The 23,642-nt window shown below is 61.9% G+C and carries 19 protein-coding genes; 9 read left to right on the top strand and 10 right to left on the bottom strand.

All coding sequences use genetic code 11. The annotated features are described in order from the left end of the window. Together NCT05_RS27235 and NCT05_RS27230 are read right to left on the bottom strand one after the other, a co-directional pair. Complete coding sequence (locus tag NCT05_RS27235) at positions 1-861, bottom strand: branched-chain amino acid ABC transporter permease (protein WP_250436444.1); 861 nt, start codon at positions 859-861, stop codon at positions 1-3. Positions 862-945: 84 nt separating this feature from the next. Continuing rightward, positions 946-2,154 carry an ABC transporter substrate-binding protein gene (locus tag NCT05_RS27230; protein WP_008347858.1) on the bottom strand — a complete coding sequence of 403 codons (1,209 nt, stop codon included), beginning with the start codon at positions 2,152-2,154 and terminating at the stop codon, positions 946-948. Positions 2,155-2,367: 213 nt separating this feature from the next. Between NCT05_RS27230 and NCT05_RS27225 the strand changes: the two genes are divergently transcribed. From NCT05_RS27225 to NCT05_RS27215, 3 genes are all read left to right on the top strand, one after another. Beyond that, the gene (locus NCT05_RS27225; RefSeq protein ID WP_008347857.1) at positions 2,368-3,204 is read left to right on the top strand and encodes a FadR/GntR family transcriptional regulator; all 837 of its coding nucleotides are present in this window, start codon (positions 2,368-2,370) and stop codon (positions 3,202-3,204) included. A 255-nt stretch (positions 3,205-3,459) separates the two neighbouring features. Continuing rightward, on the top strand, positions 3,460-4,983 hold the full coding sequence (locus tag NCT05_RS27220; protein ID WP_250503614.1) for a sensor domain-containing diguanylate cyclase: 1,524 nt from the start codon (positions 3,460-3,462) through the stop codon (positions 4,981-4,983). A 96-nt stretch (positions 4,984-5,079) separates the two neighbouring features. Continuing rightward, on the top strand, positions 5,080-5,724 hold the full coding sequence (locus NCT05_RS27215; RefSeq protein WP_250436438.1) for a LysE family translocator: 645 nt from the start codon (positions 5,080-5,082) through the stop codon (positions 5,722-5,724). A gap of 141 nt (positions 5,725-5,865) precedes the next feature. Here the strand turns inward: NCT05_RS27215 and NCT05_RS27210 are convergent, their stop codons facing one another. Beyond that, on the bottom strand, positions 5,866-6,060 hold the full coding sequence (locus NCT05_RS27210; RefSeq protein ID WP_008347853.1) for a hypothetical protein: 195 nt from the start codon (positions 6,058-6,060) through the stop codon (positions 5,866-5,868). A gap of 352 nt (positions 6,061-6,412) precedes the next feature. Here NCT05_RS27210 and NCT05_RS27205 point away from each other — a divergent pair, with 352 nt between their 5' ends. The 6 genes from NCT05_RS27205 to NCT05_RS27180 all read left to right on the top strand — a co-directional run bounded on the left by NCT05_RS27205 (position 6,413) and on the right by NCT05_RS27180 (position 13,531). Continuing rightward, complete coding sequence (locus NCT05_RS27205; RefSeq protein WP_250503613.1) at positions 6,413-8,356, top strand: sigma-54-dependent Fis family transcriptional regulator; 1,944 nt, start codon at positions 6,413-6,415, stop codon at positions 8,354-8,356. Between the two features lie 206 nt (positions 8,357-8,562). Continuing rightward, positions 8,563-8,637, top strand: coding sequence for a pyrroloquinoline quinone precursor peptide PqqA (gene pqqA / locus NCT05_RS37045; RefSeq protein WP_008347847.1), 75 nt, complete (start codon positions 8,563-8,565; stop codon positions 8,635-8,637). 66 nt (positions 8,638-8,703) lie between these two features. After that, the gene (gene pqqD, locus NCT05_RS27195; protein WP_175980691.1) at positions 8,704-8,985 is read left to right on the top strand and encodes a pyrroloquinoline quinone biosynthesis peptide chaperone PqqD; all 282 of its coding nucleotides are present in this window, start codon (positions 8,704-8,706) and stop codon (positions 8,983-8,985) included. A gap of 240 nt (positions 8,986-9,225) precedes the next feature. After that, complete coding sequence (locus tag NCT05_RS27190) at positions 9,226-10,965, top strand: methanol/ethanol family PQQ-dependent dehydrogenase (RefSeq protein ID WP_250457230.1); 1,740 nt, start codon at positions 9,226-9,228, stop codon at positions 10,963-10,965. Between the two features lie 74 nt (positions 10,966-11,039). Next, positions 11,040-12,236 carry a c-type cytochrome gene (locus NCT05_RS27185; protein ID WP_250503612.1) on the top strand — a complete coding sequence of 399 codons (1,197 nt, stop codon included), beginning with the start codon at positions 11,040-11,042 and terminating at the stop codon, positions 12,234-12,236. A gap of 245 nt (positions 12,237-12,481) precedes the next feature. Then, complete coding sequence (locus NCT05_RS27180) at positions 12,482-13,531, top strand: FUSC family protein (RefSeq protein WP_250436432.1); 1,050 nt, start codon at positions 12,482-12,484, stop codon at positions 13,529-13,531. Here the strand turns inward: NCT05_RS27180 and NCT05_RS27175 are convergent. From NCT05_RS27175 to NCT05_RS27145, 7 genes are all read right to left on the bottom strand, one after another. Then, the gene (locus tag NCT05_RS27175) at positions 13,528-14,676 is read right to left on the bottom strand and encodes a DSD1 family PLP-dependent enzyme (protein WP_250503611.1); all 1,149 of its coding nucleotides are present in this window, start codon (positions 14,674-14,676) and stop codon (positions 13,528-13,530) included. The genes NCT05_RS27180 and NCT05_RS27175 overlap by 4 nt on opposite strands. A 93-nt stretch (positions 14,677-14,769) precedes the next feature. Further along, complete coding sequence (locus tag NCT05_RS27170) at positions 14,770-16,008, bottom strand: CaiB/BaiF CoA transferase family protein (RefSeq protein WP_250503610.1); 1,239 nt, start codon at positions 16,006-16,008, stop codon at positions 14,770-14,772. A gap of 1 nt (position 16,009) precedes the next feature. Further along, on the bottom strand, positions 16,010-16,819 hold the full coding sequence (locus tag NCT05_RS27165; protein ID WP_284504388.1) for an enoyl-CoA hydratase/isomerase family protein: 810 nt from the start codon (positions 16,817-16,819) through the stop codon (positions 16,010-16,012). A gap of 65 nt (positions 16,820-16,884) precedes the next feature. Beyond that, the gene (locus tag NCT05_RS27160; protein WP_008347831.1) at positions 16,885-18,174 is read right to left on the bottom strand and encodes an MFS transporter; all 1,290 of its coding nucleotides are present in this window, start codon (positions 18,172-18,174) and stop codon (positions 16,885-16,887) included. 253 nt (positions 18,175-18,427) lie between these two features. Next, on the bottom strand, positions 18,428-21,466 hold the full coding sequence (locus tag NCT05_RS27155; protein WP_250503608.1) for an FAD-binding and (Fe-S)-binding domain-containing protein: 3,039 nt from the start codon (positions 21,464-21,466) through the stop codon (positions 18,428-18,430). 54 nt (positions 21,467-21,520) lie between these two features. Continuing rightward, positions 21,521-22,285: a 2-keto-4-pentenoate hydratase gene (locus NCT05_RS27150; RefSeq protein WP_250503607.1), complete on the bottom strand. Its 765-nt coding sequence runs from the start codon at positions 22,283-22,285 to the stop codon at positions 21,521-21,523. Continuing rightward, on the bottom strand, positions 22,282-23,502 hold the full coding sequence (locus tag NCT05_RS27145; RefSeq protein ID WP_008347825.1) for a pyridoxal-phosphate-dependent aminotransferase family protein: 1,221 nt from the start codon (positions 23,500-23,502) through the stop codon (positions 22,282-22,284). Before NCT05_RS27145 ends, NCT05_RS27150 begins: the two co-directional genes overlap by 4 nt. Positions 23,503-23,642: the final 140 nt, after the last annotated feature.

Raw genomic sequence — 23,642 nt, 5'->3', positions numbered from 1 at the left:
TCACGCGGTCCTCCCGAGTAATCCGTTCGGACGCAGCAGCAGCACCGCGGCCATCGCCACATAGATCATGAGACGCGCGCCTTCCGGCCACAGCGTACTCATCACGCTCTGCACGATGCCGACGAGCAGTCCGCCGACGAGCGCACCCAGAAAATTGCCCATGCCGCCCACGACCACGACGACGAATGCGACGCCGAGTGCTTCGATCCCCATGAACGGATCGACGCCGCGTATCGGCGCGGCAAGCACGCCCGCGAGTGCCGCTGTTCCCGCACCGAGCGCGAATACAAGACTGAAGATGCGCGTCACGTTGATGCCGAGCAGCGATACCATCTCGCTCGATTCGCTGCCCGCTCGCACAGCGCTGCCGAGCCGCGTGCCTTCGAGCACCCACCATAGAATGCCCGCCAGCACCGCCGTGAACGCGATGACGAAGAGACGGTACTTCGGGTAGATGAAGCTGCCCCACATCACAACGCCGTTGAGAACGTCCGGCACCGGGACGTTATCGCCGAGCGGTCCCCACGCGATGATCGCGCACTCCTGAATCACGAGCGCAAGGCCGACTGTCGCGAGAATATGAAACTCGTGTTGCTGTGCATAGACGTGGCGCAGCACGACTTTCTCGACGATCCATGCGATCACGCCGACGACGATGGGCACGACGGCGAGCGCACTCCAGAAGTTCATCGACCACTGCATCGCCTGATAACAGAAGTACGCGCCCAGCAGATAGAAAGCGCCGTGCGCGAAGTTCACGAAGCGCAGCAACCCGAACACGATCGACAACCCGACCGCGAGCAGAAAATACAGCATGCCCACGCCGATGCCGTTCACGACCTGCAACAGATAAACGTTCATGGCCTTGCATCAGAAGAGTGGCAACGCGAATGCAGAACTCGCCCGCATTCGCATGAAAACAACGCGCGTCACAAGATCAGGCGATCACGCAAGCTTGCATTGCGTCTTGTCGAGCGGCAGGAACGACTGGCCCGAACTCACGATGTCGGCGTAATCGTCTTTATCCTTCATCTTGCTCTTGGGCTTGCCTTTGAGAAGATAGTAGTTCTTCAACACCTGATGATCGCCCGCGCGAATTTCCTCCGGCCCGGTCAGGCCCGCGTACTTCATGCCTTGCAGCGCAGCGACGACTTTTTTCGGGTCGGCGGTGCCCGCTTTTACGATGCCGTCGAGCAAAATCTTCGTGCAGATGTACGAACCCGCGAGGCTATAGTTAGGGTTCGACTTATAAGCCGCATTCACGCGCTTGACGAGGTCCTGATTGAGCGGCGTATCGACCGCATGCCAGTATTGCGCGCCGAAATAGACGCCCTCGCAGATTTCCGGTCCGAGTGCTTCGAATTGCTCCAGCCCCGACGCCCATGCCATCAGGATCGTGCAGTTGTTCTTCATGCCAAAGCTCACGGCCTGACGCAACGTGTCCGATGATTGCGAGCCGAAGTTGAGGATAAGAAGAACATCGGGCTTCGCCGCGACAGCATTCGTCAAATAACCGCTGAACTCTTTTTCATTGAGCGAGTGATAGCTGTTGCCCACATGCTCGATACCCTTCTCTTTGAAGATGTTCTTCGCCGCCGATAAAAGCCCGTCTCCGAACACGTATTGCGGCGTGATCGTGTACCAGCGCTTTGCATTGGGCATCGACTGAATGAGCGGCCGCACCGTTTGCTCGATCGCGCCGAAAGTGGGCACTGACCAGCGAAACGTCGCGCTGTTGCAATCCTTGCCGGTGAGTTCGTCGGCGCCCGCAGTCGTGATGAAGATGCCGCCGGCCTTCTCCGCTTCCTTGCCCATCGCGAGTGCTTCCGACGAAAGAATGCCGCCCGCGAAATAACGTGCGTTCTTCTGCTGCGCGATTTCCTGCACGCGGCGCACGGCCGTTGCGGGTTTTCCCTCGGTGTCGAGCGTCGCATAGGCGAGCGGTTGACCCAGCACCTTGCCGTATTGTTCGATAGCCAGCTTCATGCCGAGATCGGCGTACTTGCCATTGGCCGCGAACGGACCGGACATCGGCACAGGGCATGCGAACTGGATCGGCGAGCCCTGCGCAAAGGCGCTTCTTGCGACGAGCGCTTCGAACGATCCTGGAATGGCCGACAGCGCGGCCAGCTTCAACATGTTTCGGCGATTCAAAATTGACGCTCCTTGAGAAGATGACCCGCGCAGCCGCCCCGCTTTTTTTTCGTGGTAGGTTCAAACCTCGGCTCGCTTCATTCTATTTATCATGATAAATAGAATGAACCCGATGCTAGGAACAATAAATTCGGGTGTCAATAAGGCAATATTCCAGTCTGCGAATTCGCGACACGCACGCGTATAAAGCAGACAAAGACAGGGAGCATCGACATGGTGATGGAGCGTGCAAAACGCACCGGGGCGGCAATCGAAATCGCGCAGCAGCCGATCAAACAGCCCAAGCGCGCGGATCTCGTCGCCGAAGAGATCAAGCGGCTGATCACGGAAAAGAACCTGAAGCCCGGCGACAAGCTGCCGCGTGAAGTGGAATTGCAGCAGCTCTTTTCCGTCAGCAAGAGCACGACGCGCGAGGCGCTCAAATCGCTGGAAGTGCAAGGGCTGATCAAAGTGACGACGGGACCTTCGGGTGGCGGCACGATCGTCGAGGTGCCGCTCGATCGCACCTTGCAACTTTTGCAGAACTATCTGTTCTTCAAGGACGTGACCATCGACGATATCTATACGGTGCGTCAGTTGCTCGAACCGGAGCTCGCGGCGGGCGCAGTGCCGCATCTCACCGACGATGACTTCAACGCGCTGGAAGCGAACATCGCTTGTTGCGACGAGCCGGCCTCGGCGCACGCGAATCGCGACATCGTCCGGCAACGACAGGAAGACGTGAACTTCCACGATATTCTGGCCGCTGCGAATCCCAATCCGTTTTTGCGCTTCACCTGCGAGTTGATCAACGAAATGATCCGGCAACTCATCGAGTTCAGGAACGACACGCCGCAAGCCGAACATGAACGCTTCGGCCGCGCGAACGTGAAGATTCACAAGGCGATCACCGAAGCGGCGCGCGCGCGGGACGCGGACAAGGTTCGAGAACTGATGGTGATTCACATGACCGAGGCGCCGCGCTATGTGAAGCGCATGAAGGGCAAGTTGCGCGGGCGGCTCATTCTCGACTCGGAGATTCGCAAGCGCATGGGCGGGCGCGGCGGGTGATTAGAGCATGGCCGTGCAGAAAGGATTGAGCCTGAGCGACTACAATCGGGGTGCAAATACGCGCGGCGCTGTTCACCACATAGCGCATAAGATGCAAACCAATCCATAAGATACGGAGTTTTTCGACGCATAGCGCAGTCGCGCCGCACATCATGTCGTGCCCGGATGTGCGGAAATCGCGCCGCGCGGAGAACCTGAATGCCCGCCAGATTAAAAGCCGTTCGTAAGACCGGACGCATGGTCAGTCGCCGGTTGATGCGACGCAACAGCACCGCCGCAATCCGTTTCGCCGAAGTGTTTTCGCACTTTCCGGCGCTCGCTGGTCTTATCGGCACCGCCATCGCCATTTGTATGGCCGTGTTGTCGTTTGCCGCGCTGTGGCAGGGACGCGCGCAAGCGCTGCAAAACGCGCATCAGGCTGCGGCCAATCTCGTCGCCACCTTGAGCGCCGATATCGCGCGCAATATCGAATCGAGCGACCTGTCGCTGCGCACCATCGCCAATGGCGTTAGAAACCCTGCCGTAATGGGGCTTCCGCCTGATCTGCGCAAGCTTGTTCTATTCGATGGCGCCACCGGCATGAACTCCGTCGGCGGCGCATTCGTGATGAATCGCGAGGGACGCATCGTCATCGAACGCGATCCTTCCGATCATGCCGACTTGCTCTTCAACGATCGCGACTACTTCAAGGTCCACGCCGAGCACCCCGACGCCGGTCTCTACATTTCCGGACCCTATGCGTCGCGATTGCGCAAGGGCGCGGCTTCGCTCGCATTGAGCCGGCGCATCGATGCATCGGATGGCTCGTTTGCGGGCGTCGCCGTGATCGCCTTGAACGTCTCCTACTTCAAGGACCTGCTGTCGCGCGTGAAGCTCGGCACTTCGGGCGCGGTGTTCATCGTGCAGCAGGATGGCGTGATGATCGCGCGCAAGCCTGCGCTGCCAGGCGATAGCGACGGCTACGTCGCGAAGTCACCGACCTTCTCCGCGATGCGCGACGCGGCTTCAGGCTCATATATCTCACGGTCTCCGCTCGATGGCGTCAGGCGGCTCTATACATTCCAGCATGTACCCGGCACCCGATTGATCGCGGCGGTCGCGCCGGCCGAGGATGACGTCCTCGCGGCGTGGCGCGAACGCAGCCTCGTCATCGGCGGATTGACGATGGCGTTCGGAGGCGGCTTCATCGTCATCTCATGGCTGCTCGCAATTTCACTGCGCTCGCGAGCAATCGCGCAAGAGAAGCTGCAACGGCTCGCGGGTACCGATGCGCTCACCGGACTATGCAACCGCCGCGCGCTGGACCGGCAGCTCGACGAAGAATGGCGGCGAGCGCGCCGCGTCGATCAGCCCCTGTCCGCGCTATTCATCGACGTGGACCACTTCAAGCTCTATAACGACACCTACGGTCACGCGATGGGCGACGACGCGCTCATCGCCGTGGCCGACTGTATACAAAATGCCGCGAAGCGCCCCGGCGACATCGTCGCGCGCTATGGCGGCGAAGAATTCGTCGTGGTTTTGCCGGGCGCCGCGGCGAGCGGCGCGCTCACATTTGCCGAGCGTCTGCGCGAGAACGTGGAACAACTCGCCATTCCTCACAGCGCGGCGCCAAGGAGCGTGCTGACGATCAGCATCGGCATTGCCACGGCCTCGCCACGCCATAACGACGACGCGCTCAAGTTGCTGAACAATGCCGACGCCGCGCTCTATCTCGCCAAACGCAGCGGGCGCAATCGCGCCATTCACGAAGACAGCGTCGCCGGCAGCGGCGCCTGACGCGATGCACGTGAAGTCGGACGTATCATGCGTCGTGAATGCAATCCGGCGTTTTGCATGCCGCATTCAAACTGCACATCCGAAGGAGTTATTCCGATGACCGCTTCGACCGCCGTACTCGCGATTCTCTTTTCACTGTTGCTGGGCGCGATGATTCCGGGCCCGAGCTTCGTAATCGTGGCGCGCAATGCCATCGGCATATCACGCGCCGATGGCCTCGCGACCGCGCTCGGCATGGGCGTGGGCGGCATCTTCTTCGGCGGCGTCGCCCTCGCGGGACTGTACACGCTGCTCGTTGCCGTCGAGTGGCTCTATCTCGCGCTGAAGGTCGCCGGTGGCCTGTATCTGATTTATGTGGCGTCGAAGATTTGGCGGGGCGCCGCGCAGCCGATGGAGATGCCGGCAACGGACGGCGCGTCCCGGCTCACCGGGCGCGCTCGAAAGTCCTTTTGGCTTGGCCTCTCGACGCAACTGAGCAATCCCAAGACAGCCATCTGGTACGGCAGCATTTTCGCGGCGCTCTTGCCGCAGCATCCTCCGCTGTGGTGCTACTTCGTATTGCCGCCTATGGTCTTCGTGATCGAGACGGGCTGGTACACCATCGTCGCGCTTGGCTTCTCAAGCAAGCGTCCGCGCGAGATGTATCTGCGGGCGAGGAAGTGGATCGACCGTTTCGCAGCGAGCGTCATCGCGATGCTCGGCCTGCGCCTCGTGCTGACGGCGGGTCGAACCGGCCTTTGATTTCGCATGCAAAACGCGTAACTCAAAAAGCCTTCGGAAACTCTGAATGCAAAAGGCAAAAGACAAAAGGCAAAAGATAAAAGGCCGGCCGCGCCGCGAGGCCCGTCCGGCCTTCCTGCAAGCAGCATCGATGTGCGCGAATCACAGCGGATGCAGCTTGCCGTCAAGATCCATCGTCCACTTCGAGCCGTCCTTGAACGTCAGCACGCCGCTCTGAGCGTCGATATGGATGGGTCTGCCGGCTGGCTCCTTTTTGTCTCCGCCGATGATGCGCTTCATCTCGGAAGCGGAAAGCTCCTGACTATGTTGCAGATCGTCGAGCTTCAGGTTCGTCATGGTGTTTCTCCTTACGGTGCATGAGCAAGCGTTCGTTTGAGTCGAATCGAGCGTGTGTCGGCGCTCGCCTGGTCTTTTGCATTGGATATGCCAACGCGCGGGCGCAACGCTCGAATGCCCGCAGCGCCTTGCGCGGCGCGCTCGCAGGGTGCAGACACACGTGCTCCGTCAGCGCGTCGAGTCATACGCAGCCCAACACAACGTCCGCGGAGCTGTCGGCGTCACGATGACATCCCGCATCCTTTCGATTAGCCAACAACAGCCGTCGACGGCGCTCATTGGCGCATGACTTGCTTTTCTCCCCGCTCAAATATCCGGCGACATGACCGGCACTTGCACAACGGAGGAGACGATGCAAGACGACATCCACGAGATCGCGGCTACCCACGATGAACGACAGAGCGCCTGGCTGATTCCCGCGATACGCAAGGCGCACGAACGCTCCGAGACATTCGGTCTGAACGCCTCGACACGACCCGACTACGACGTGCTTACCGAAGGCGAGTTGCTCCTCAAGCTCGAGCAGAACCGCGTGCTATGCGCGCACGCGACGCCGGTGATGGAAACGCTGCGTGAACAGATCGTCAACACGCAAAGCATGATCGTACTGACCGACGCACACGGGCTCATCCTCCACTCCACAGGCGATGACGACTTCCTCGCACGCGCAGAAAAGGTCGCGCTCAGGGCGGGGGCGAACTGGGCCGAGGAACGGCAAGGGACCAACGCCATCGGCACGGCCATCGCAGAGCGCTCGCCGACGGTCGTGCACGGCGATCAACACTATCTTGCGGCCAATCGTTTTCTGACCTGCTCCAGCGTGCCGATTCTCGATCCGTACGGCGATCTGATCGGCGTGCTCGACGTCACCGGCGATCATCGCAGCTACCATCGACACACGATGGCCCTCGCGCGCATGTCCGTCCAGATGATCGAAAACCACCTGTTTTCCAGCACTTTTCAGGGGATGTTGCAGATCGCATTTCACAGCCGCCCCGAGTTTCTCGGCACGCTGATGGAAGGGATCATGGCCTTCACCTGCGATGGACGTTTTCTCTCTGCCAATCGCAGCGCGCAGTTTCAGTTCGGCTTGCCGCTCTCGGCGCTGCGCGCGCATACGCTGTCGTCGCTCTTCGGACTGACGAGCGCGCAACTGATCGATCGTTCGCAAGCGAGCCGCGCGCCGCACATGTCGCTCGATCTCAACAATGGCGCAGTCGTATGCGCCCGCGTGCGCCTCAACCGCGCGCCTTTCGTCGAAACGGCGTCCACGTCCTTGCCGATGACATCCGCGCCGCGCGCATCGGCTGCGATCGATTCATCGTCGAAGCTCGCATCGCTCGACACGGGCGACCCGAAAGTGGCCGCGGTCATCGGAAAGGTACGCAAGGTCATCGGCAAGGACATACCGATACTCATCACCGGCGAGACCGGCACCGGCAAGGAACTGCTCGCACAAGCCATTCACAGCGATTCGCCGCGTCGCGCGGGGCCGTTCGTCGCGGTGAACTGCGCATCGATCCCGGAGAACCTGATCGAATCGGAACTCTTCGGTTATGAGGAAGGCGCGTTCACGGGCGCACGGCGCAAGGGCGCGGCGGGCAAGCTGCTACAGGCCAATGGCGGCACGCTCTTTCTCGATGAAATCGGCGACATGCCCTACCCGCTGCAAGTGCGCCTCTTGCGCGTGCTGCAAGAGCGCGTCGTCGATCCGCTCGGCTCCAGCAAGTCGATTCCTGTCGATGTCGCCATCATCTGCGCGACGCACCGTAACCTGCGCGAGATGATCGAGCAGAGTCGCTTCCGTGAGGACTTGTACTACCGTCTGAACGGGCTCGTCGTCAAACTACCGCCATTGCGCGAACGCACCGATCTCGCAGCCGTGATCACGAAGATGCTCCACGCCGTAAGCGCCGATGATGGGAGCGGCATGCGCCTGTCCATCGACGATGACGTAATGGCGCTCTTCGAGCGCTATGCGTGGCCCGGCAACTTCAGGCAACTGTGCAACCTGCTACGCACTGCTGCAGCGATGGTCGACGACGACGGCTGCATTCGCCGGCAACATCTACCGGAAGACTTCTTCGATGAACCTCGCGCCAACGTGCATCGCGTGTCCGAAGCATGCGCTCCATCGGCGCTCGCTTCGGGACGCCTGCAGGAAGTCACGGCATCCGTGATCGCGGCGGCGCTCGCGCAACATCGTGGCAATGTCTCCGCCGCCGCGCGCGCCTTGGGCATATCGCGCAACACCATCTATCGAAAGATGCCCGCATGTTCATCGATGGAGCAATGAGTTGTTCAGTGCAGTGTTTCACTTCGGTACACCCTTGTTGCGAAGCGGAACAACATCGTCACATCCATTGCGCGTCATCGAAATCGAATTGAAAGGCAAAGAGCGTGCATATGCACTGTCGATGATCGAAGGCATGGACCTTGCATTTCGAGGACCGGTCGCGAAACGGCTCGCGATCCAACTCGAACATCATCAAGGAGATGAACATGCAATGGACGACACCCGCCTTCACCGACCTGCGCTTCGGCTTCGAGATCACGATGTACATCGCTACACGTTGATCCTTCGATGACGGCAAGCCTGGGGCGAATCTGCCCCGGGCCTGCACCCTTCCCTTTCCGTCCCACATGAACTCTACGACCGCGCATGCGGACGCATGCACGCGCCCGCGCCTGCGTGCGTCATTCAAGCTGCATTGGCATGCGGACATGCAAACGTGCGAGATCGTTCATCGGCACGGCAGCGTCGAACTGAACCGCAGCGCGGGCGAGATACTCGCACGCTGCGATGGCACGCGCGCGCTCGACGAGATCATCGGCGAACTGGAGACGCGCTTCGGCATCGCAGGTCTCGCCGCGGATGTCTATCGCTTCGTCGATGCAGCACGTCGACTAGGTTGGCTCGACTGAGCTCGCGTTGTCACATCGGGCAACACGTCAAACGTCCCACTGCTCCACGATGCAACACCTCTTCAATAACGCCTCAATGCGCCCGCATTGAGCGCTTTGGACGCGACAACCGCGTACAGCAAGGCGATTGCGCGTATCGGTCGTCGATGGCACATGACTTGCCTTGATGACGTCGCAACTGCTTCGCATCGCTATCGAGTTTCAATAAGACGTTGCATCGACAATATCCAGGAGACAACGATGAACATTCGCTTCAGTCCGGCCCTGCGCGTCGCGGCCCTTGCAGCAGGTGCCGTCGCTGCGTTCGGCGTGGCGCAGCATCTTGCCATCGCGGCGGAAGGCACACCGGCGCAGTACCCGGACGTCAGCTATGAACGCCTCGCGAACGCGCAAGACGACCCCGGCTGGCTCACGTATTACCGCACGTATAACGGTCATGGGCATTCGCCGCTCAAGCAGATCGATACGAGCAACGTGAAGAACCTGAAGCAGGTGTGGAGCTACAAGTTTCCAAAGGACTTGCAGCAAGGCTTCGAGGCCACGCCCATCGTCAACGGTCGCTTTCTCTTCGTGACGACGCCCAAGGACAACGTCTATGCATTCGATGCCGCAACGGGCAAACAACTCTGGAAATACGAGCCGAATCTCGATGCGAAATCGTTCAAGACCGCATGTTGCGATGTGGTCAATCGCGGAGTCGCGTTATACGGCAAGAACGTTTATGTCGCGATGTTGAACGGCGAAGTGGCCGCGCTCGATGCGCAAACGGGCTCGCTCGTGTGGAAGAAGGCGATGTTCGATCCGGGCGTCGGATATGCGTTCTCGCTCGCACCGCTCGCACTCGATGGCGCGCTCGTCGTCGGCAGCTCGGGCGGCGAGTATGGCGCGCGCGGCTTCATCGCAGCACTCGATCCCAACGACGGCAAGGTGCTGTGGAAACGCTATACGGTGCCCGGCGCGAAGGAGCCCGGCGGCAACACATGGCCCGATGGCATGCAGGAGCATGGCGGCGCCCCCGCGTGGCTCACCGGCACCTATGATGCGGCGAGCAAGACGCTTTATTGGGGCGTCGGAAATCCGGGACCGTGGCTCGCCGATCTTCGTCCTGGCGACAACCTCTATTCCGACTCGTTGCTCGCGCTCGATCCGAAGACGGGCGACCTCAAGTGGCACTATCAATACACGACGAATGACACGTGGGACTATGACGGCGTCAATACGCCGGTACTCGCGAACATCAAGTATCAGGGCAAGGACTACGACGCGATCATTCACGCAGACCGCAATGGCTTTTTCCATGCGATCGATCGCAGCAACGGCAAGCTAATCTATGCGCGGCCCTTCGTCACCGCGACATCGGTCACGGGCTATACGGACGATGGCAAGCCGATTCAGGATCCCGCCAAGTATCCGAAGACCGGCACGACCATCGAAACGTGTCCGAGCTTCCTCGGAGGCAAGAACTGGTGGTCCGTTTCATACGATCCGCAGAAACATATAGCCTTCGTGCCGGCGCTGCATGCGTGCATGTCCCTGTCCGGCAAATCGGTGAACTACATGGAAGGCCTGCCCTATCTCGGCGAAGGCTTCGAGATCAAGCCGGAACCGAACAGCAAGGGCTACGGCGAACTGCAGGCGATCGATGTCGACACCGGCAAGAAGATCTGGAGCCACTGGACCAAGCTGCCTTGGAACGGCGGCGTCGCGACGACGGCGGGCGGCCTCGCATTCAGCGGCTCGCTCGACGGCCATCTCTACGCGTTCGATGAAAAGACCGGCAAGGTCTTGTGGCAAAGCCCCAAACTCGCGAGCGGCATCATCGCCCAGCCTTCGGTGTACGAGATCGACGGCAAGGAATACGTTGCCATTCTCGCGGGATACGGTGGCGCCAATCCGATCTGGGGCGGACCGATGGCGAAGGCCGCGGACAAGGTGCCGCGCGGCGGCACGCTCTATGTGTTCGCGCTCAATCGCGCCTGACCCATGCTGATCGAACCGCGAGCGCGCATCGCCGCGCGCTTGCGGTGCTCACCGACATCACCGGACGCTTCGACATGAATCATTCGCTCAACTCCATTCGCGCAGCAGGCATGCTGGCCGCATGCATCGCGCTCGCACCATCGGCTTCCGACGCGGCCGTGAAGATCTGCACGTTTCCCGGCAGTCCTTCGGCCGCGCTGGACCGCAGCGTCGCGCAAGCGGTCTTCGCCCGCGCCAACATCGCAGCAACGTTCGTATCGCACGGTATCGGCGAAGGCGACGACGACGGCGTGTCGCTTCACGAACTCGACAAGACGCTCGCGCGCGATTGCGATGTGATCGCTGGCTTTCCCCGTTCCACCGTCGCCGATGCATCGGGTGGCAAGATGCAATTCTCGCGCGGCTATCTGCGTGCGGGCTATGTCAGCATCGAAGCGCCTGACGTGGTCCTGAACGATGCCGCAAAGCGCACGGTCGCCGCGACCTATGCAAGCCCCGCACAACTGATCGCCGTGCAGCAGCGCGACGTGACGCTCGATCTGGAGAACACGTCGGCATCGACGGTCGATGCAGTCGCGAACGGACGCGCTTATCGTGCGATCGTGTGGTATCCCGCTGTCGTGGCTTATCGCATTGCGCATCCGCAACAGAGCTTCACCGTCGCAGCCGCGAATTCGCCCTACGCGGACTGGCATCTGGCATTCGCATTCGGCGACAGGAGCGCTGCGTTGCGTCCGCGCATCGACGATGCGCTCAAATCGATGATCGACGAAGGCCGCCTTCAGGCGCTCACGAAACAGTGGACGTTTCCCGTGCAAACTGCATCGTCTTCTGCAGCACCGTCGAAGCACTCGGGCATCATGCTCGCCGACATGAATGGCGCGCGCGCCGGCCGCTTCATCAAGGTCGCGAATGAGGGAACCGTCGAGCCGCCGACGTTCGAACAAGCGCAAACGACGCACGGCAAGGCGCTTTATTCGAGCTCGTGCGCGAAGTGCCATGGGGCACAGTTGCAAGGCATCACAGCGCCCGCGTTGCAAGGTCCGTCGTTCGCACCGCCGTCGAATTCGCATCTCACCGTGGGCGGCATCTTCACCTACATGGCCACCAACATGCCCGCGGACCGTCCAGGCAAGATGAAGGACCAGGACTATGCCGACATCATGGCCTACCTGCTGATGTCGAACGGCTACAAGCCCGGCGGTGCAAAGATGACAGCCGACAGTGCCCGCGCGTCGAAACTCCCGCTCAACGCCGGGCCGGCCCGATAAGGTCGCCATGCCAGCACCGGCCACTCAGGCTCATATAGCGACGCTGGTGGAAGCCGTGCCGATGCTTACGTCGCGACACGAAGGCGGCACATGTGCCCCGGAAACATCGGGCATATGTGCCGCCTTGTCTTTCCCTTCCTGAACAGCTTCATTTTTTCGCACCGTGCACATTGGCATAATGCAGCACGGGCGCGCATGCTTCGCGTCTCCTTCGCTTGTCCCGTTTCGTCAACGACCGAGACCGCATGACTTCGATCACTCGTACTCGAGTTCAGGTGCGCGCCTTCTTCGGCGCACCCGAAGCAAGACGCCTTCTTCGCACACTGATGAGTTGCGCGATCAGCTATGCCGCCGCACGACTGGCCGCACTGCCCGAAGGTTACTGGGCACTTATCACGACGCTCGTCATCGTGACGCAACCGAGCCTCTCGCAGGCGGTCGATATTGCTCGCGACCAGATCATCGGCGCATTCATCGGCGCGATCGCGGGCGTGCTCGGCATTGTCGCGATGAACCGCGGCGCGCCGCCGCTCGCGGTGTTTTCGGTCGCGCTCGTGCCGCTTGCCGCGTTGAGCGCGAAGCGGCCTGCGTTCAGGCTTGCGTGCGTGACGCTCGTGATCGTCGTGCTGATTCCGGCGGGACCGGGATCGCCTTTCGAGCGGCCGATGCATCGCGTGCTCGAGATTCTGATCGGCGCGGCTTCGTCGTTCGTCGTGTCGGCGCTCTGGCCCAATCGTGCGCTTACGGCCGCGCATCGCAGCGTCGCCGATACGTTGAAGAGCCTCGGCCAGTTGATCGCGCTCCATCTTTCGGGCGAGCGGGATGATGCTCGCGCGACGCGCCTCGAAACGCAAAGCACCGAGGCGCAAAAAGCCTTCGACGATGCGTTGAAGGAAGCCGAACGCGAACACATCATCGTGCTCGTGCAGAACCGCCGCTCGGATGCCATCGACAAGGCCGCACCGTTTCTGCGGCGTCTCCATAGCGATGCGCTCTTTCTCGCGAAAGCTGTATCGCGCCTCGATCGCGATACTTGCGCGGCTCGGCTCGGCGCGGCCGGCCGCGAATTGCAGGCTTTGTTCGAGACGCTCGCGAGCGTGCTTGCAGCGAATCGTCAGGACGATGAGAAGCTCGCGCGCGCACGTTCCGCCGTGAACGAACTCAAGGCCATGCTCGAGCAACAGGAAGCGACGCACGGCGCGCAGGAAGTGGCGCAGTTCGTGATCGGACTGATCGTTGCCGACGTCGATGCGCTGATCGCCACGATCTATCCGCCGAAGGAGTCACGGGCTTAGCGCGAAAGACCGCGCGCGTCGATCGGCCATATGTCGGTCACGCGTTCGTCCCGATAGCAGACGTATTCATCGTAGAGATTCACGGTCGGATCGCAATGACCCGGCGGCAACAGCACACGCTTGCCGACGAGATCTGCGAAATCGCCTTCAGCATCGTGCTGGGCTTGCAGCATGCCGTGCTCATCGTTCGCGGAGATATAACTGAACGTGGGCTTGGCGCCCGCACCGAGCCAGTTCACGCTGCGCGGCAAGCCCGAATCGACCGCGAGCCCTTTCAGGCCGACATCGCATACGGCCATGCCGGGGCGCGTGGCGCTCATGACCGTCGACAGCACGAAGAGACTGTGACGCCAGCGCAATTCGCCGCCCCAACCGATGCCGCCATAGTCGCCGTCCATGAACAGATACGAGCCCGGCTGCAATTCGGTGAAGACGCCACTCGCAGCATCGAACTCGACAGTGCCTGTGCCGCCGCCCGTCACGATGCCGCAACGCACGCCGCGAACATCGAGCGCGCGGACGTAGCGCGCGGCGATATCGGCGGCGCGGCTTGCTTCGGCCTTGCGTGCAATCCAATCCGCGACGTGCTGGATGCCGCCGTGATACGCCTGCAATCCTGCGAAGCGCAGCGCGCTCTGCGCTGCGATGCCGTCGACGAGCGCGAGCAGCGCATCTTCGCTCGTCACGCCGCAGCGATGCCGACCTGCATCGACTTCCGGCAGCACGTCGATCGTGACGCCCGCGCGTGCCGCTGCGTCGCCGAGGGCCTGAACTTGCGGCAACGCATCCACGCATACCGAAAGATGCACATGCGATGCGAGTTCGACGGCCATCGCGAGTTTGTCCGCGCCGACGAACTCATTGCTGACATGAACGCTCGCGATGCCCGTCGCCGCGAACGGATACGCCTCCGACAGCTTCTGACAACACACGCCGACCGCACCCGCGCCGACCTGACGCTTCGCGATCTCGCTGCACTTGTGCGCCTTCGCATGCGGACGCAACGCGACGCCATGACGCGCGGCGAACGCCGACATCGCCGCGAGATTGGCGTCGAAGGCATCGAGATCGATCATCAGGGAAGGCGTGGCGACCGAAGCGAGCGAATCGCCCGCGCGAGCGGCGGGAGGAGGTGCGAGCGTCATGGCAGAGGGTGTCGATGAAGTTGGATCAGACATCGATCATAGCGCTGCATACTGCATGATGAATGCATAAAACCATTTGCTCGCCCGTCGCTTTCACGCGGGAACCTCCGTTTCCAGAATCGCGCCTTCGTCCTTGAGCGCCTGAATGCGCGCCTCGTCGAAACCGTATTCGTCGAGCACTTCGCCGGTGTGCTGACCGAGCAGCGGCGCGGGACGCGAAGCCTTCGTGCAGCCTTCGGAGAAGTGAATCGGCAAGCCGATGCCGCGCATCGGGCCGGCAAGCGGATGCTCCGTTTCGATGATCATCCCGCGCGCCATGGCCTGCTCGTGCGACGACGCTTCCGGCACGCCCAACACCGCGCCGCTCGGCAATCCGATGGCATCGAAGGAAACGAGCCACTCGTCGGTCGTGCGTTCGATGAGACGCGCCGTCAGGATATCGACGAGCGCCTCGCGATGCTTCAGACGTCCCGCGTTGGTCTGGAAGCGCTCGTCCTCAGCGAGTCCCGGAATATTCAACACGCCGACGAGACGCTCGTAGTTGCTCTGATTCGCCGCGCCGATGTTCACCCAGCCGTCGCGCGTGCGAAACGCCTGATACGGCGCGCTCGTGGGGTTGGCCGAGCCGGCTTTAGGCAGGACGGTGCCATCGGCGAAGTAGTTGGCGAAGGCCCAGTACATCTGCTGCAGGCCGGCTTCGAAGAGCGACGTATCGACCATCTGCCCGAGACCGGTCGCCTGCTTGCGCGCATAAGCCGCACTGATGCCGAGCGCCGCAAGGATGCCCGCGTTGATGTCGGTGACGGGCGAGCCCGCCTTGATCGGCGCCTGCCCCGGCTCGCCCGTCATGCTCATCAAACCGCTCAGCCCTTGCGCGATGAGATCGAAGCCGCCCTTGTCGGCCATCGGCCCGCTGCGGCCATAGCCCGATATCGCGCAGTAGATGAGTCCCGGATTCACGGCCTTCAGCGTTTCGTAGCCCATGCCGAGCTTTTCCATCGTGCCGCGCCGATAGTTCTCCGTCACGACGTCCGCGCTCGCGAGCATCTTCCTCAGCACTTCCTTGCCGCCCTCGGTCTTGAGATTGAGGGCGATGCCGCGCTTGTTGCGGTTCACGATCATGAACGACGCGGATTCGCCGCTCGCAAGAATGGGTGCGAAACGACGGCAATCGTCGCCGCCGGGGATCTTCTCCACTTTGATGACATCGGCGCCCATGTCCGCGAGCATCATCCCGCAGATGGGCCCCGACATGATGTGCGCGAGTTCGATCACGCGCATCCCCGCAAGCGGTCCCGAGCCGGGCGCTGCTGTCGATTTCGTGTCTGCCATGTCAACGTCCCTTGAATTGCGGTTTGATCTTGTCGAGGAAGGCCTGATAGCCGATGCGAAAATCCTCAGTGCCGAAGCATGCGAAGCCTTCATCGCGCTCTTCGTCGGTAAGCGGCTGAGGCTCCATCACGCGGCGCACGAACTGCTTGTGCCAGCGCGCGACGAGCGGTGCGCCGGCCGCGATGCGCCGCGCGGTTTCATACGCGTTCGCCGTCACCTCCCCATCCGCGACGACACGCGTGACGAGTCCTTTTGCAAGCGCTTCCTTTGCATCGAAGATGCGTCCTTCGAGAAGAATCTCGAGCGCGACGGCAGGCCCCGCAAGACGCACGAGCCCTTCCATTTCCGCATGCGCCATCACGAGGCCGAGATTCTTGATGGGGACGCCGAAGCGGCTCGATTCGCCGCAAATGCGCAGATCGGACATCGCCGCGATCTCGAGACCGCCGCCGACGCAGATGCCATGAATCATCGCGACGATAGGATGCCGGCACTCGCGTAATGCATGCAAAGTGCGATGCATGATCGCGCCGTACGTACGCGCCTGTTCGACGTTCGAGCGATCCGTGCGGAACTCCGCGATGTCGTTGCCCGGCGAGAACGCTTTCTCGCCCGCGCCGCGCAGCACGATGCAGCGCAGCGTGTCGTCGCCGGAAAGCGTCTCGATGGTCTCTCCGAGCGAGCGCCACAAGTGCTTGGTCATTGCGTTGAGCTTCTCGGGCCGGTCGATCACGACTGTCGCGATATCGCCGTCACGCTCGATCAGGATGGATGGTTCCGCCACGTCGCCTCCAAGAATTGAATGCTGCATGCTGAATGCTTTATTCGATGCGGTTCAATGCATGCAAAATGCACCGAACCGCCGCGTGCGCAGAGTCAGACGAACTTGCGGGTGTCTGCCGCGTCGCTCTTTTCCTCCTCGACTTCCAGAGCACGGTCCGGGCGCATCATGAACGAAAGGACGATGCCGGCCGCCATCAGGATCATCGACACGGTGAACGGCAGGTTCCAGTTGCCTGTGCGGTCGATCAGCCAGCCGCCCACGACCGGGCTGATGATCGCCGCAAGCGCCGAACCGGAATTCATGATGCCGGCCGCGGTGCCCGAATGCTTGGGCGCGATATCCATGGGCACGGACCACATCGGGCCGATCGTCATTTCGTTGAAGAAGAAGCCGGCCGAGAGGCACACCGCCGCGAGCGTGATGGAGATATTGGAGATCAGCATGATCGGCGCGAGCGAGAGCAGCGTCAGCAGCATGCACACGCCGACCATCACGTTGCGCGCAAGCCGCACGTTGCCGCTCTTTCTCAGGATGCGATCGGTGAGCGAGCCGCCGAGCCAGTCGCCGAGTACGCCAGCGAAGAACACGCCCGAGGCGAACAGCGCCGATTTGCCGAGCTGCATGTGATAGCTGTGCAGAAAGTATTGCGGAATCCAGCCGAGAAAGAGCCACAGGACCCAGCCATAGCAGAAATACACGGCCGTGACGGGCGCCATGCGGCCGAGCAGCGTGCGCCACGGCACAGGCGTGCGTTGCTTCACACCCGAATACGTCGCGAGCGTCGCGCATTCTGTTTCCGTGATGCGCGGATGATCGCGTGGGTTATCGCGGAAATAGAAGACCCATGCGAGCGCCCAAAGGAAACTGATGACGCCGGTGATGATGAACGCGCCGCGCCAGCTCGTCGCGACCATCAGCCAGACGATGAGCGGCGGCGCCACTGCATTGCCGATGCGTGATGCTGCATGCGTAATGCCTTGTGCAAAACCACGCTGATCGGCGGGCATCCAGTTCGACATTGCGCGCGTCGCGGTCGGAAAGGTCGCGCCCTCACCGAGGCCGAGCAGCACGCGAGCCACGATCAGCGACACGAAGCCGCCCGCGAGACCGGAGAGGACGGTGGCTCCCGCCCAGATGATCGCGCATAGCGTGAGCGTTCGCCGCGGTCCGAACCGGTCGCCGACCCATCCGCCGATGATCTGAAACACGAGATACGGATACGCAAAGGCGGAAAACACGAAACCGACTTGCGTGTGCGAGAGGCCAAGCTCCGCGCCGAACTGGGCCGCCGCCGTGCTGACATTGACCCGGTCGATATAGGTGATGAAATACATCGCGCATAGCAATAGTAGAACGCGCGTCGTGGCTCGACGGAACATCATCGTCTCCTTGTTGGCCGCGTGCGTGCGCGAGCCACCTTCGAATGTCGAAAGGCGCCCGATGTCACGGCATGCGGAACTTCACGTGAATACGTCGGATGAGGACTGCAGCTCGGTATGAGCCTGCCTATTGCGTTCTGCGGCGCAGTTTGCGAATGCGTGGTTTGCGCGGTGATGTCATGGTTCGTCTCCTGATCGCGGCTCGTCGATGTCCGCTTTCTTTGCTTCGGTGAATGAAACGCTTGTCCTGCTCTTTTCAATCCATCGCATCGAGCGCCATGGCGAGAACTCGCGCGACATGAAGCGCCTCACGTTGTGCACCATCCGCGATCTGGTGACGGCAACTCGTGCCGTCCGCCACGATCAGCGCATCGTGTGCGGCGCGAACAGCCGGCAGCAGCGACAACTCCGCCATCGCCTGCGATGCGTCGTAATGTTCCGCTTCATATCCGAAGCTGCCCGCCATGCCGCAGCATGATGATTCGATCGTTCTCACATCGAGCCCCGGAATCCAGCCGAGCACTTTCTCGATGGGACGCACGGCATCGAATGCCTTCTGGTGACAATGTCCGTGCAACAGAGCCTTGGATCGACCGAGCGGTTTGAGCTTCAGTTGCAATCGCCCTTCCGCTTCTTCGCGCACGAGAAATTCCTCGAACAGAAACGACGCTTGCGACAGCTTGCGCGCGGCATCGCCATAGCCGTACCCGAGAAACTCGTCACGCAGCGAGAGCAGACATGAAGGCTCCAGGCCGACGATCATCACGCCGCGCTCGACATAAGGCATGAGTGCGTCGAGCGTGCGGCGTGCTTCGACCTTCGCTTCATCGACGAGACCGGCGGAAAGAAACGTGCGCCCGCAACAGAGCGGCCGCTCGGCCGCCTTCACGTTCAGATGAACCGCATAGCCTGCCGCTTCGAGCACGCGCTTGGCTGCGCGCGCGTTCTCGGGTTCGATGTAGTTGTTGAACGTGTCGACGAAGAGCAGGACTTCGTTAGTTACAGACGCAACCGGTTTGTCCGTGGCATTCGCGAGAAACGGTTTTTCGAAACGTGGAAACGCACGTTGCCGCGCGAGACCGAGTTTCGACTTCAGCCAGCGCGCCACGCCCGGCATGTTCGATTCGAAAACATGCGACAGCGCAGGCATGCGGCTCGCATACGGCGCATAGCGCGGCAGGAACGCAATCAGGCGCTCACGCAATCGAACGCCATGACGCTGCGTCCATGCGGCGCGTGCCTCGATCTTGATGCGCGCCATGTCGACACCGGTCGGGCAATCGCGCTTGCAACCCTTGCACGAGACGCATAGATCGAGCACGTCCTTCACATCCTGACTCGCGAGGCCGTCATCGCCCAATTGTCCCGACAATGCGAGCCGCAACGTGTTCGCACGGCCGCGCGTGAGATGCTGCTCGTCCTTCGTGATGCGATAGCTCGGGCACATCGTGCCTGCATCGAATTTGCGGCAATGGCCGTTGTTGTTGCACATCTCGACCGCTTTCGCGAGCCCGCCGGACAGATCGCCGCCCGATCCCGGCACGCCGTGCTCGCCCGTCAATGGATCGCGGGTGACGTTCCATGCCGACCAGTCGAGACGAGGGGTCAATCCACGCTCGCGATAAGAAGGCGGAAAGCGGAAGTTGCGCGCATCATCCATCTTCGGCGGCGCCACGATGCGATCAGGGCTCAGCCGGTTCTCCGGATCGAAGAGCCGCTTGATCTCGCGAAATGCCTCGTTGATGCGCGGGCCGTATTGCCACGCCACCCATTCGCCGCGGCACAGACCATCGCCGTGCTCACCCGAGAACGCGCCCTTGTATTCGCGCACCATCGCCGCGGCTTCTTCGGCGATCGCGCGCATCTTGATGGCCCCGTCGCGGCGCATGTCGAGAATCGGCCTTACATGCAGCGTGCCGACGCTCGCATGCGCGTACCACGTTCCTTCGGTTCCGTGCTTCCTGAATACATCGGTCAATCGACTGGTGTATTCGGCGAGATGTCCGAGCGGCACCGCGCAGTCTTCGATGAAGGACACCGGCTTGCCATCGCCCTTCATGCTCATCATGATGTTGAGACCGGCCTTGCGCACTTCCCACAGGGCCTTCTGCGGCCCCGCATCGGGCATTTGCACGACCGATCCCGGCAGGCCGAGATCGCTCATCAACGCGACGAGCTGCGCAAGCTTTGCTACTTGCGTATCGCGATCCGCGCCCGCGAACTCGACGAGCAGAATGGCTTCCGGCTCGCCGACCAGAGCCTTCGCGATGACGGGACGAAACGCCGGATTCGACATCGCGAGGTTGATCATCGTGCGATCGACCAACTCGACCGCCACCGGCCCCAGCTTCACGATGTGCTGCGTCATGTCCATCGCATCGTAGAAGCTCGGGAAGTTCACGACGCCGAGCGTTTTGTGCGCGGGCAACGGCGCGAGCGTCAATGTCAGTTGACGGCTGAACGCGAGCGTGCCTTCGGAGCCGACCAGAAGGTTTGCAAGATTCGGCTCGCCGTCGTTGGTGAATGCAAGCGGGCTCTGACAATCGAAGAGATCGAGGTTGTAACCCGCGACGCGTCGCAGCACCTTCGGGATGCGTTCGCGCATCTCCTGTTGCTCGCGCATGGCGATGCCCCGCACGCCATCGACGAGATCGCGCGTGCGTGCATCGGTCGTCATCGACGACAGCTTGCCGAAGCGCGCTTCGTGACCGTCGGCGAGGATCGCGTCGATCGCGTCGACGTTATGCACCATGATCCCGTATTCCATCGATCGCGAGCCGCACGAGTTGTTGCCCGCCATGCCGCCGATCGTGCATTGCGCGCTCGTCGATACGTCCACCGGAAACCAGAGGCCATGCGGCCTGAGCCACGCATTCAGGTGATCGAGCACGACGCCCGGTTCGACCGTGACCGTGCGCGCGTCCTTGTCGAAGTGAATGATGTTGTTGAGCCACTTCGTCGTGTCGATGACGAGCGCTTCGCCCACTGTCTGCCCGCATTGGCTCGTGCCTGCGCCGCGCGCCAGCACGCTCGCGCGGCTGTCGCGGGCAATCTGCAGCGCAACGCGCAAGTCGTCCTGATCCTTCGGCACGACGACGCCGAGCGGCACGATCTGATAGATCGACGCATCGGTCGCATAGCGTCCGCGCGATGCGCGATCGAACAACACATCGCCTTTCAGCTCGCGCTGCAATCGCGCCTGCAGCGGTGTCGCCGTTGACGCGACCCGCGCACGCGCGGAAGCGGGCATCAGATGAATCGGCTTGACGAGCCGGTCTGTGGGGGAATTGAGCATCGTCGCTGTCGGTGAGTGCCGGAGTGCCTTGCGGTTCCTGGCCTTATGAATGCGTTATGCGAAATGCAATTCGACGGCGGGCAAGCCTTCGATCGCGCCGATGGCCGTGCCGGGCACATCCGGAAACGCCATGCCGGTGTAAGAACCCGCCGTGAGCACGGTCCCGCGTTCGACCGCGAGCCCGCGCGCCACGCTGTGATTGACCGTCCACGCGAGCAGGCGCCGCGGGTCGCCCGCAGGATTCGCCGGAACGCCGTCGAAAAGCGACGCGCCGTCGAACGTGAACGCCATCGCGGGCGATACGAACGGGAACGCCGCGTCGTAAGGCACGCCCTCGCCCACGATCAACGCGCCGTGATTCTGCAAATCGGCGAGTTGCCACGGCTTTTCGACATCGGGCCACGCGGCGAAACGGCTCGCGACCACTTCGATGGCCGCATGCACGGACTCGATCGCAGCGACCACGTCTTCATCGCTATACGGTCCGCTGTTCGGTTCGAAGCGCCGGCCGATCCTGAATGCCACTTCGAGTTCGAGACCGGCCTTGCCGAACGCGAGCATCGAGAGACGCGCACCGGTTTTATGCATGCCATCGGCGGGAAGCGGTGCACCCTGGATCGGCCCGTCGTGCGTCTTCGCGCCGACCTTCCATCCGCCGATGTCTGCGTTCAGCGCACGCAGCGTCGCGTCCTGCGCCGCGTAGGCATCGTCGGCGTCGGACGGACGTGCGCCCAAGGGCAGCGCGTCGACCTTCGCCCGATGCGCGCGCGCGTCGACGAGAAGCCGCGCGAGCGCATCGGCGTCGAACGCGGCGCTCATGCGGCCGCCTTCAACGCGGGCTTCGCGACGTGGCTCGTCAGATAGTCCATCGCCGCCGCCACGCCGCTGTCCTTCAACGCGATACCCGAGAGCTTCAGTCCCATCTCGCAACCGGTGAGCGCGGCCATCAGCGTGAGGTCGTTGCAATCGCCGAGATGACCGATGCGGAACATGCGGCCCTTCGCCTTGCCGAGCCCCGTACCGAGCGACAGATCGAAATGCTCGTAGATGAGCTTGCGCACCGCATCGGCATCGACGCCTTCGGGTGTCATCACGCCCGTCAGCACCGGCGAGTACACGGCGGGATCGGCGCATTGAATCTCCAGTCCCCACGCGTTCACCGCCGCGCGGCACGCGGCCGCGAGCCGTTGATGGCGCGCGAACACGTTGTCGAGCCCTTCGCCAAGGATCATGTCGAGCGCTTCCGAGAGGCCGTAGAGCAGGTTCGTGTTCGGCGTGTAAGGCCAGTAGCCTTGCTTGTTCATCTCGATGATGTCGGTCCAATCCCAGAATGCGCGCGGCAACGTGGCGCGCTTCGACGCCTCGCGCGCCTTCTCCGATACCGCATTGAAGCTGATCCCCGGCGGCAGCATCAAACCTTTCTGCGAACCGGAAACGGTCACGTCGACGCCCCATTCATCGTGACGATAGTCAGCCGATGCCAAACCCGAGATCGTGTCCACCATCAACAGCGCGGGATGCTTCGCGGCGTCGATCGCGCGCCGCACGGCGGCGATATCCGATGTCACGCCCGTCGACGTTTCGTTATGGACGACACACACGGCCTTGATAGCGTGATTCGTGTCGTCACGCAGACGCTTCTCGATCATGTCGGCCTGTACGCCGCGCCGCCAGCCTTCGATGCCGGGCAGACCGAGAAACTCCGGCTTCAGCCCGAGGCTCTCGGCCATCTTCTTCCATAGCGTTGCGAAGTGGCCCGTCTCATACATCAGCACCGTGTCGCCGGAACTAAGCGTGTTGCAAAGCGCCGCTTCCCATGCGCCCGTGCCCGATGCCGGATAGATCACCACCGGTTGGCTCGTCTTGAAGATCTTCTTGATGCCATCGAGCACTTTGAGACCCAGCGCGCCGAACTCCGGCCCACGGTGATCGATTGTCGGATAGCTCATCGCGCGCAGGATGCGATCGGGCACAGGGCTCGGCCCCGGGATCTGCAGGAAGTGACGGCCAGCAGGATGGAAATCGAGCTTCAACATGGGTCCGCGTCCTTATAAATGTAATTTTGCATGCAAAATACAATAACGCAGCGACAACCGCAGGTAAAGGAATACATAGACCGAACGGCCTAGGGATAACCCGCTGGCGGTTTTTTCCGCTGGCACTGCGTTAAAATTGC

Origin of the sequence: Caballeronia sp. AZ7_KS35, from assembly GCF_023631045.1 — a bacterium.
Taxonomy (GTDB): Bacteria; Pseudomonadota; Gammaproteobacteria; order Burkholderiales; family Burkholderiaceae; genus Caballeronia; species Caballeronia zhejiangensis.
The sequence above is the reverse complement of the archived record's forward strand: the minus strand, read 5'-3'. Positions and strand labels throughout refer to the sequence as shown.

Coding starts and splice junctions, on each gene's coding strand:
- NCT05_RS27225 (WP_008347857.1), top strand. CDS start 2,368: ATGGTGATGGAGCGTGCAAAACGCACCGGGGCGGCAATCGAAATCGCG.
- NCT05_RS27205 (WP_250503613.1), top strand. CDS start 6,413: ATGCAAGACGACATCCACGAGATCGCGGCTACCCACGATGAACGACAG.
- NCT05_RS27160 (WP_008347831.1), bottom strand. CDS start 18,174: ATGATGTTCCGTCGAGCCACGACGCGCGTTCTACTATTGCTATGCGCG.
- NCT05_RS27190 (WP_250457230.1), top strand. CDS start 9,226: ATGAACATTCGCTTCAGTCCGGCCCTGCGCGTCGCGGCCCTTGCAGCA.
- NCT05_RS27145 (WP_008347825.1), bottom strand. CDS start 23,502: ATGTTGAAGCTCGATTTCCATCCTGCTGGCCGTCACTTCCTGCAGATC.
- NCT05_RS27215 (WP_250436438.1), top strand. CDS start 5,080: ATGACCGCTTCGACCGCCGTACTCGCGATTCTCTTTTCACTGTTGCTG.
- NCT05_RS27235 (WP_250436444.1), bottom strand. CDS start 861: ATGAACGTTTATCTGTTGCAGGTCGTGAACGGCATCGGCGTGGGCATG.
- NCT05_RS27170 (WP_250503610.1), bottom strand. CDS start 16,008: ATGGCAGACACGAAATCGACAGCAGCGCCCGGCTCGGGACCGCTTGCG.
- NCT05_RS27185 (WP_250503612.1), top strand. CDS start 11,040: ATGAATCATTCGCTCAACTCCATTCGCGCAGCAGGCATGCTGGCCGCA.
- NCT05_RS27220 (WP_250503614.1), top strand. CDS start 3,460: ATGCGACGCAACAGCACCGCCGCAATCCGTTTCGCCGAAGTGTTTTCG.
- NCT05_RS27175 (WP_250503611.1), bottom strand. CDS start 14,676: ATGACGCTCGCACCTCCTCCCGCCGCTCGCGCGGGCGATTCGCTCGCT.
- NCT05_RS27165 (WP_284504388.1), bottom strand. CDS start 16,819: ATGCAGCATTCAATTCTTGGAGGCGACGTGGCGGAACCATCCATCCTG.
- pqqD (WP_175980691.1), top strand. CDS start 8,704: ATGAACTCTACGACCGCGCATGCGGACGCATGCACGCGCCCGCGCCTG.
- NCT05_RS27210 (WP_008347853.1), bottom strand. CDS start 6,060: ATGACGAACCTGAAGCTCGACGATCTGCAACATAGTCAGGAGCTTTCC.
- NCT05_RS27180 (WP_250436432.1), top strand. CDS start 12,482: ATGACTTCGATCACTCGTACTCGAGTTCAGGTGCGCGCCTTCTTCGGC.
- NCT05_RS27150 (WP_250503607.1), bottom strand. CDS start 22,285: ATGAGCGCCGCGTTCGACGCCGATGCGCTCGCGCGGCTTCTCGTCGAC.
- NCT05_RS27155 (WP_250503608.1), bottom strand. CDS start 21,466: ATGCTCAATTCCCCCACAGACCGGCTCGTCAAGCCGATTCATCTGATG.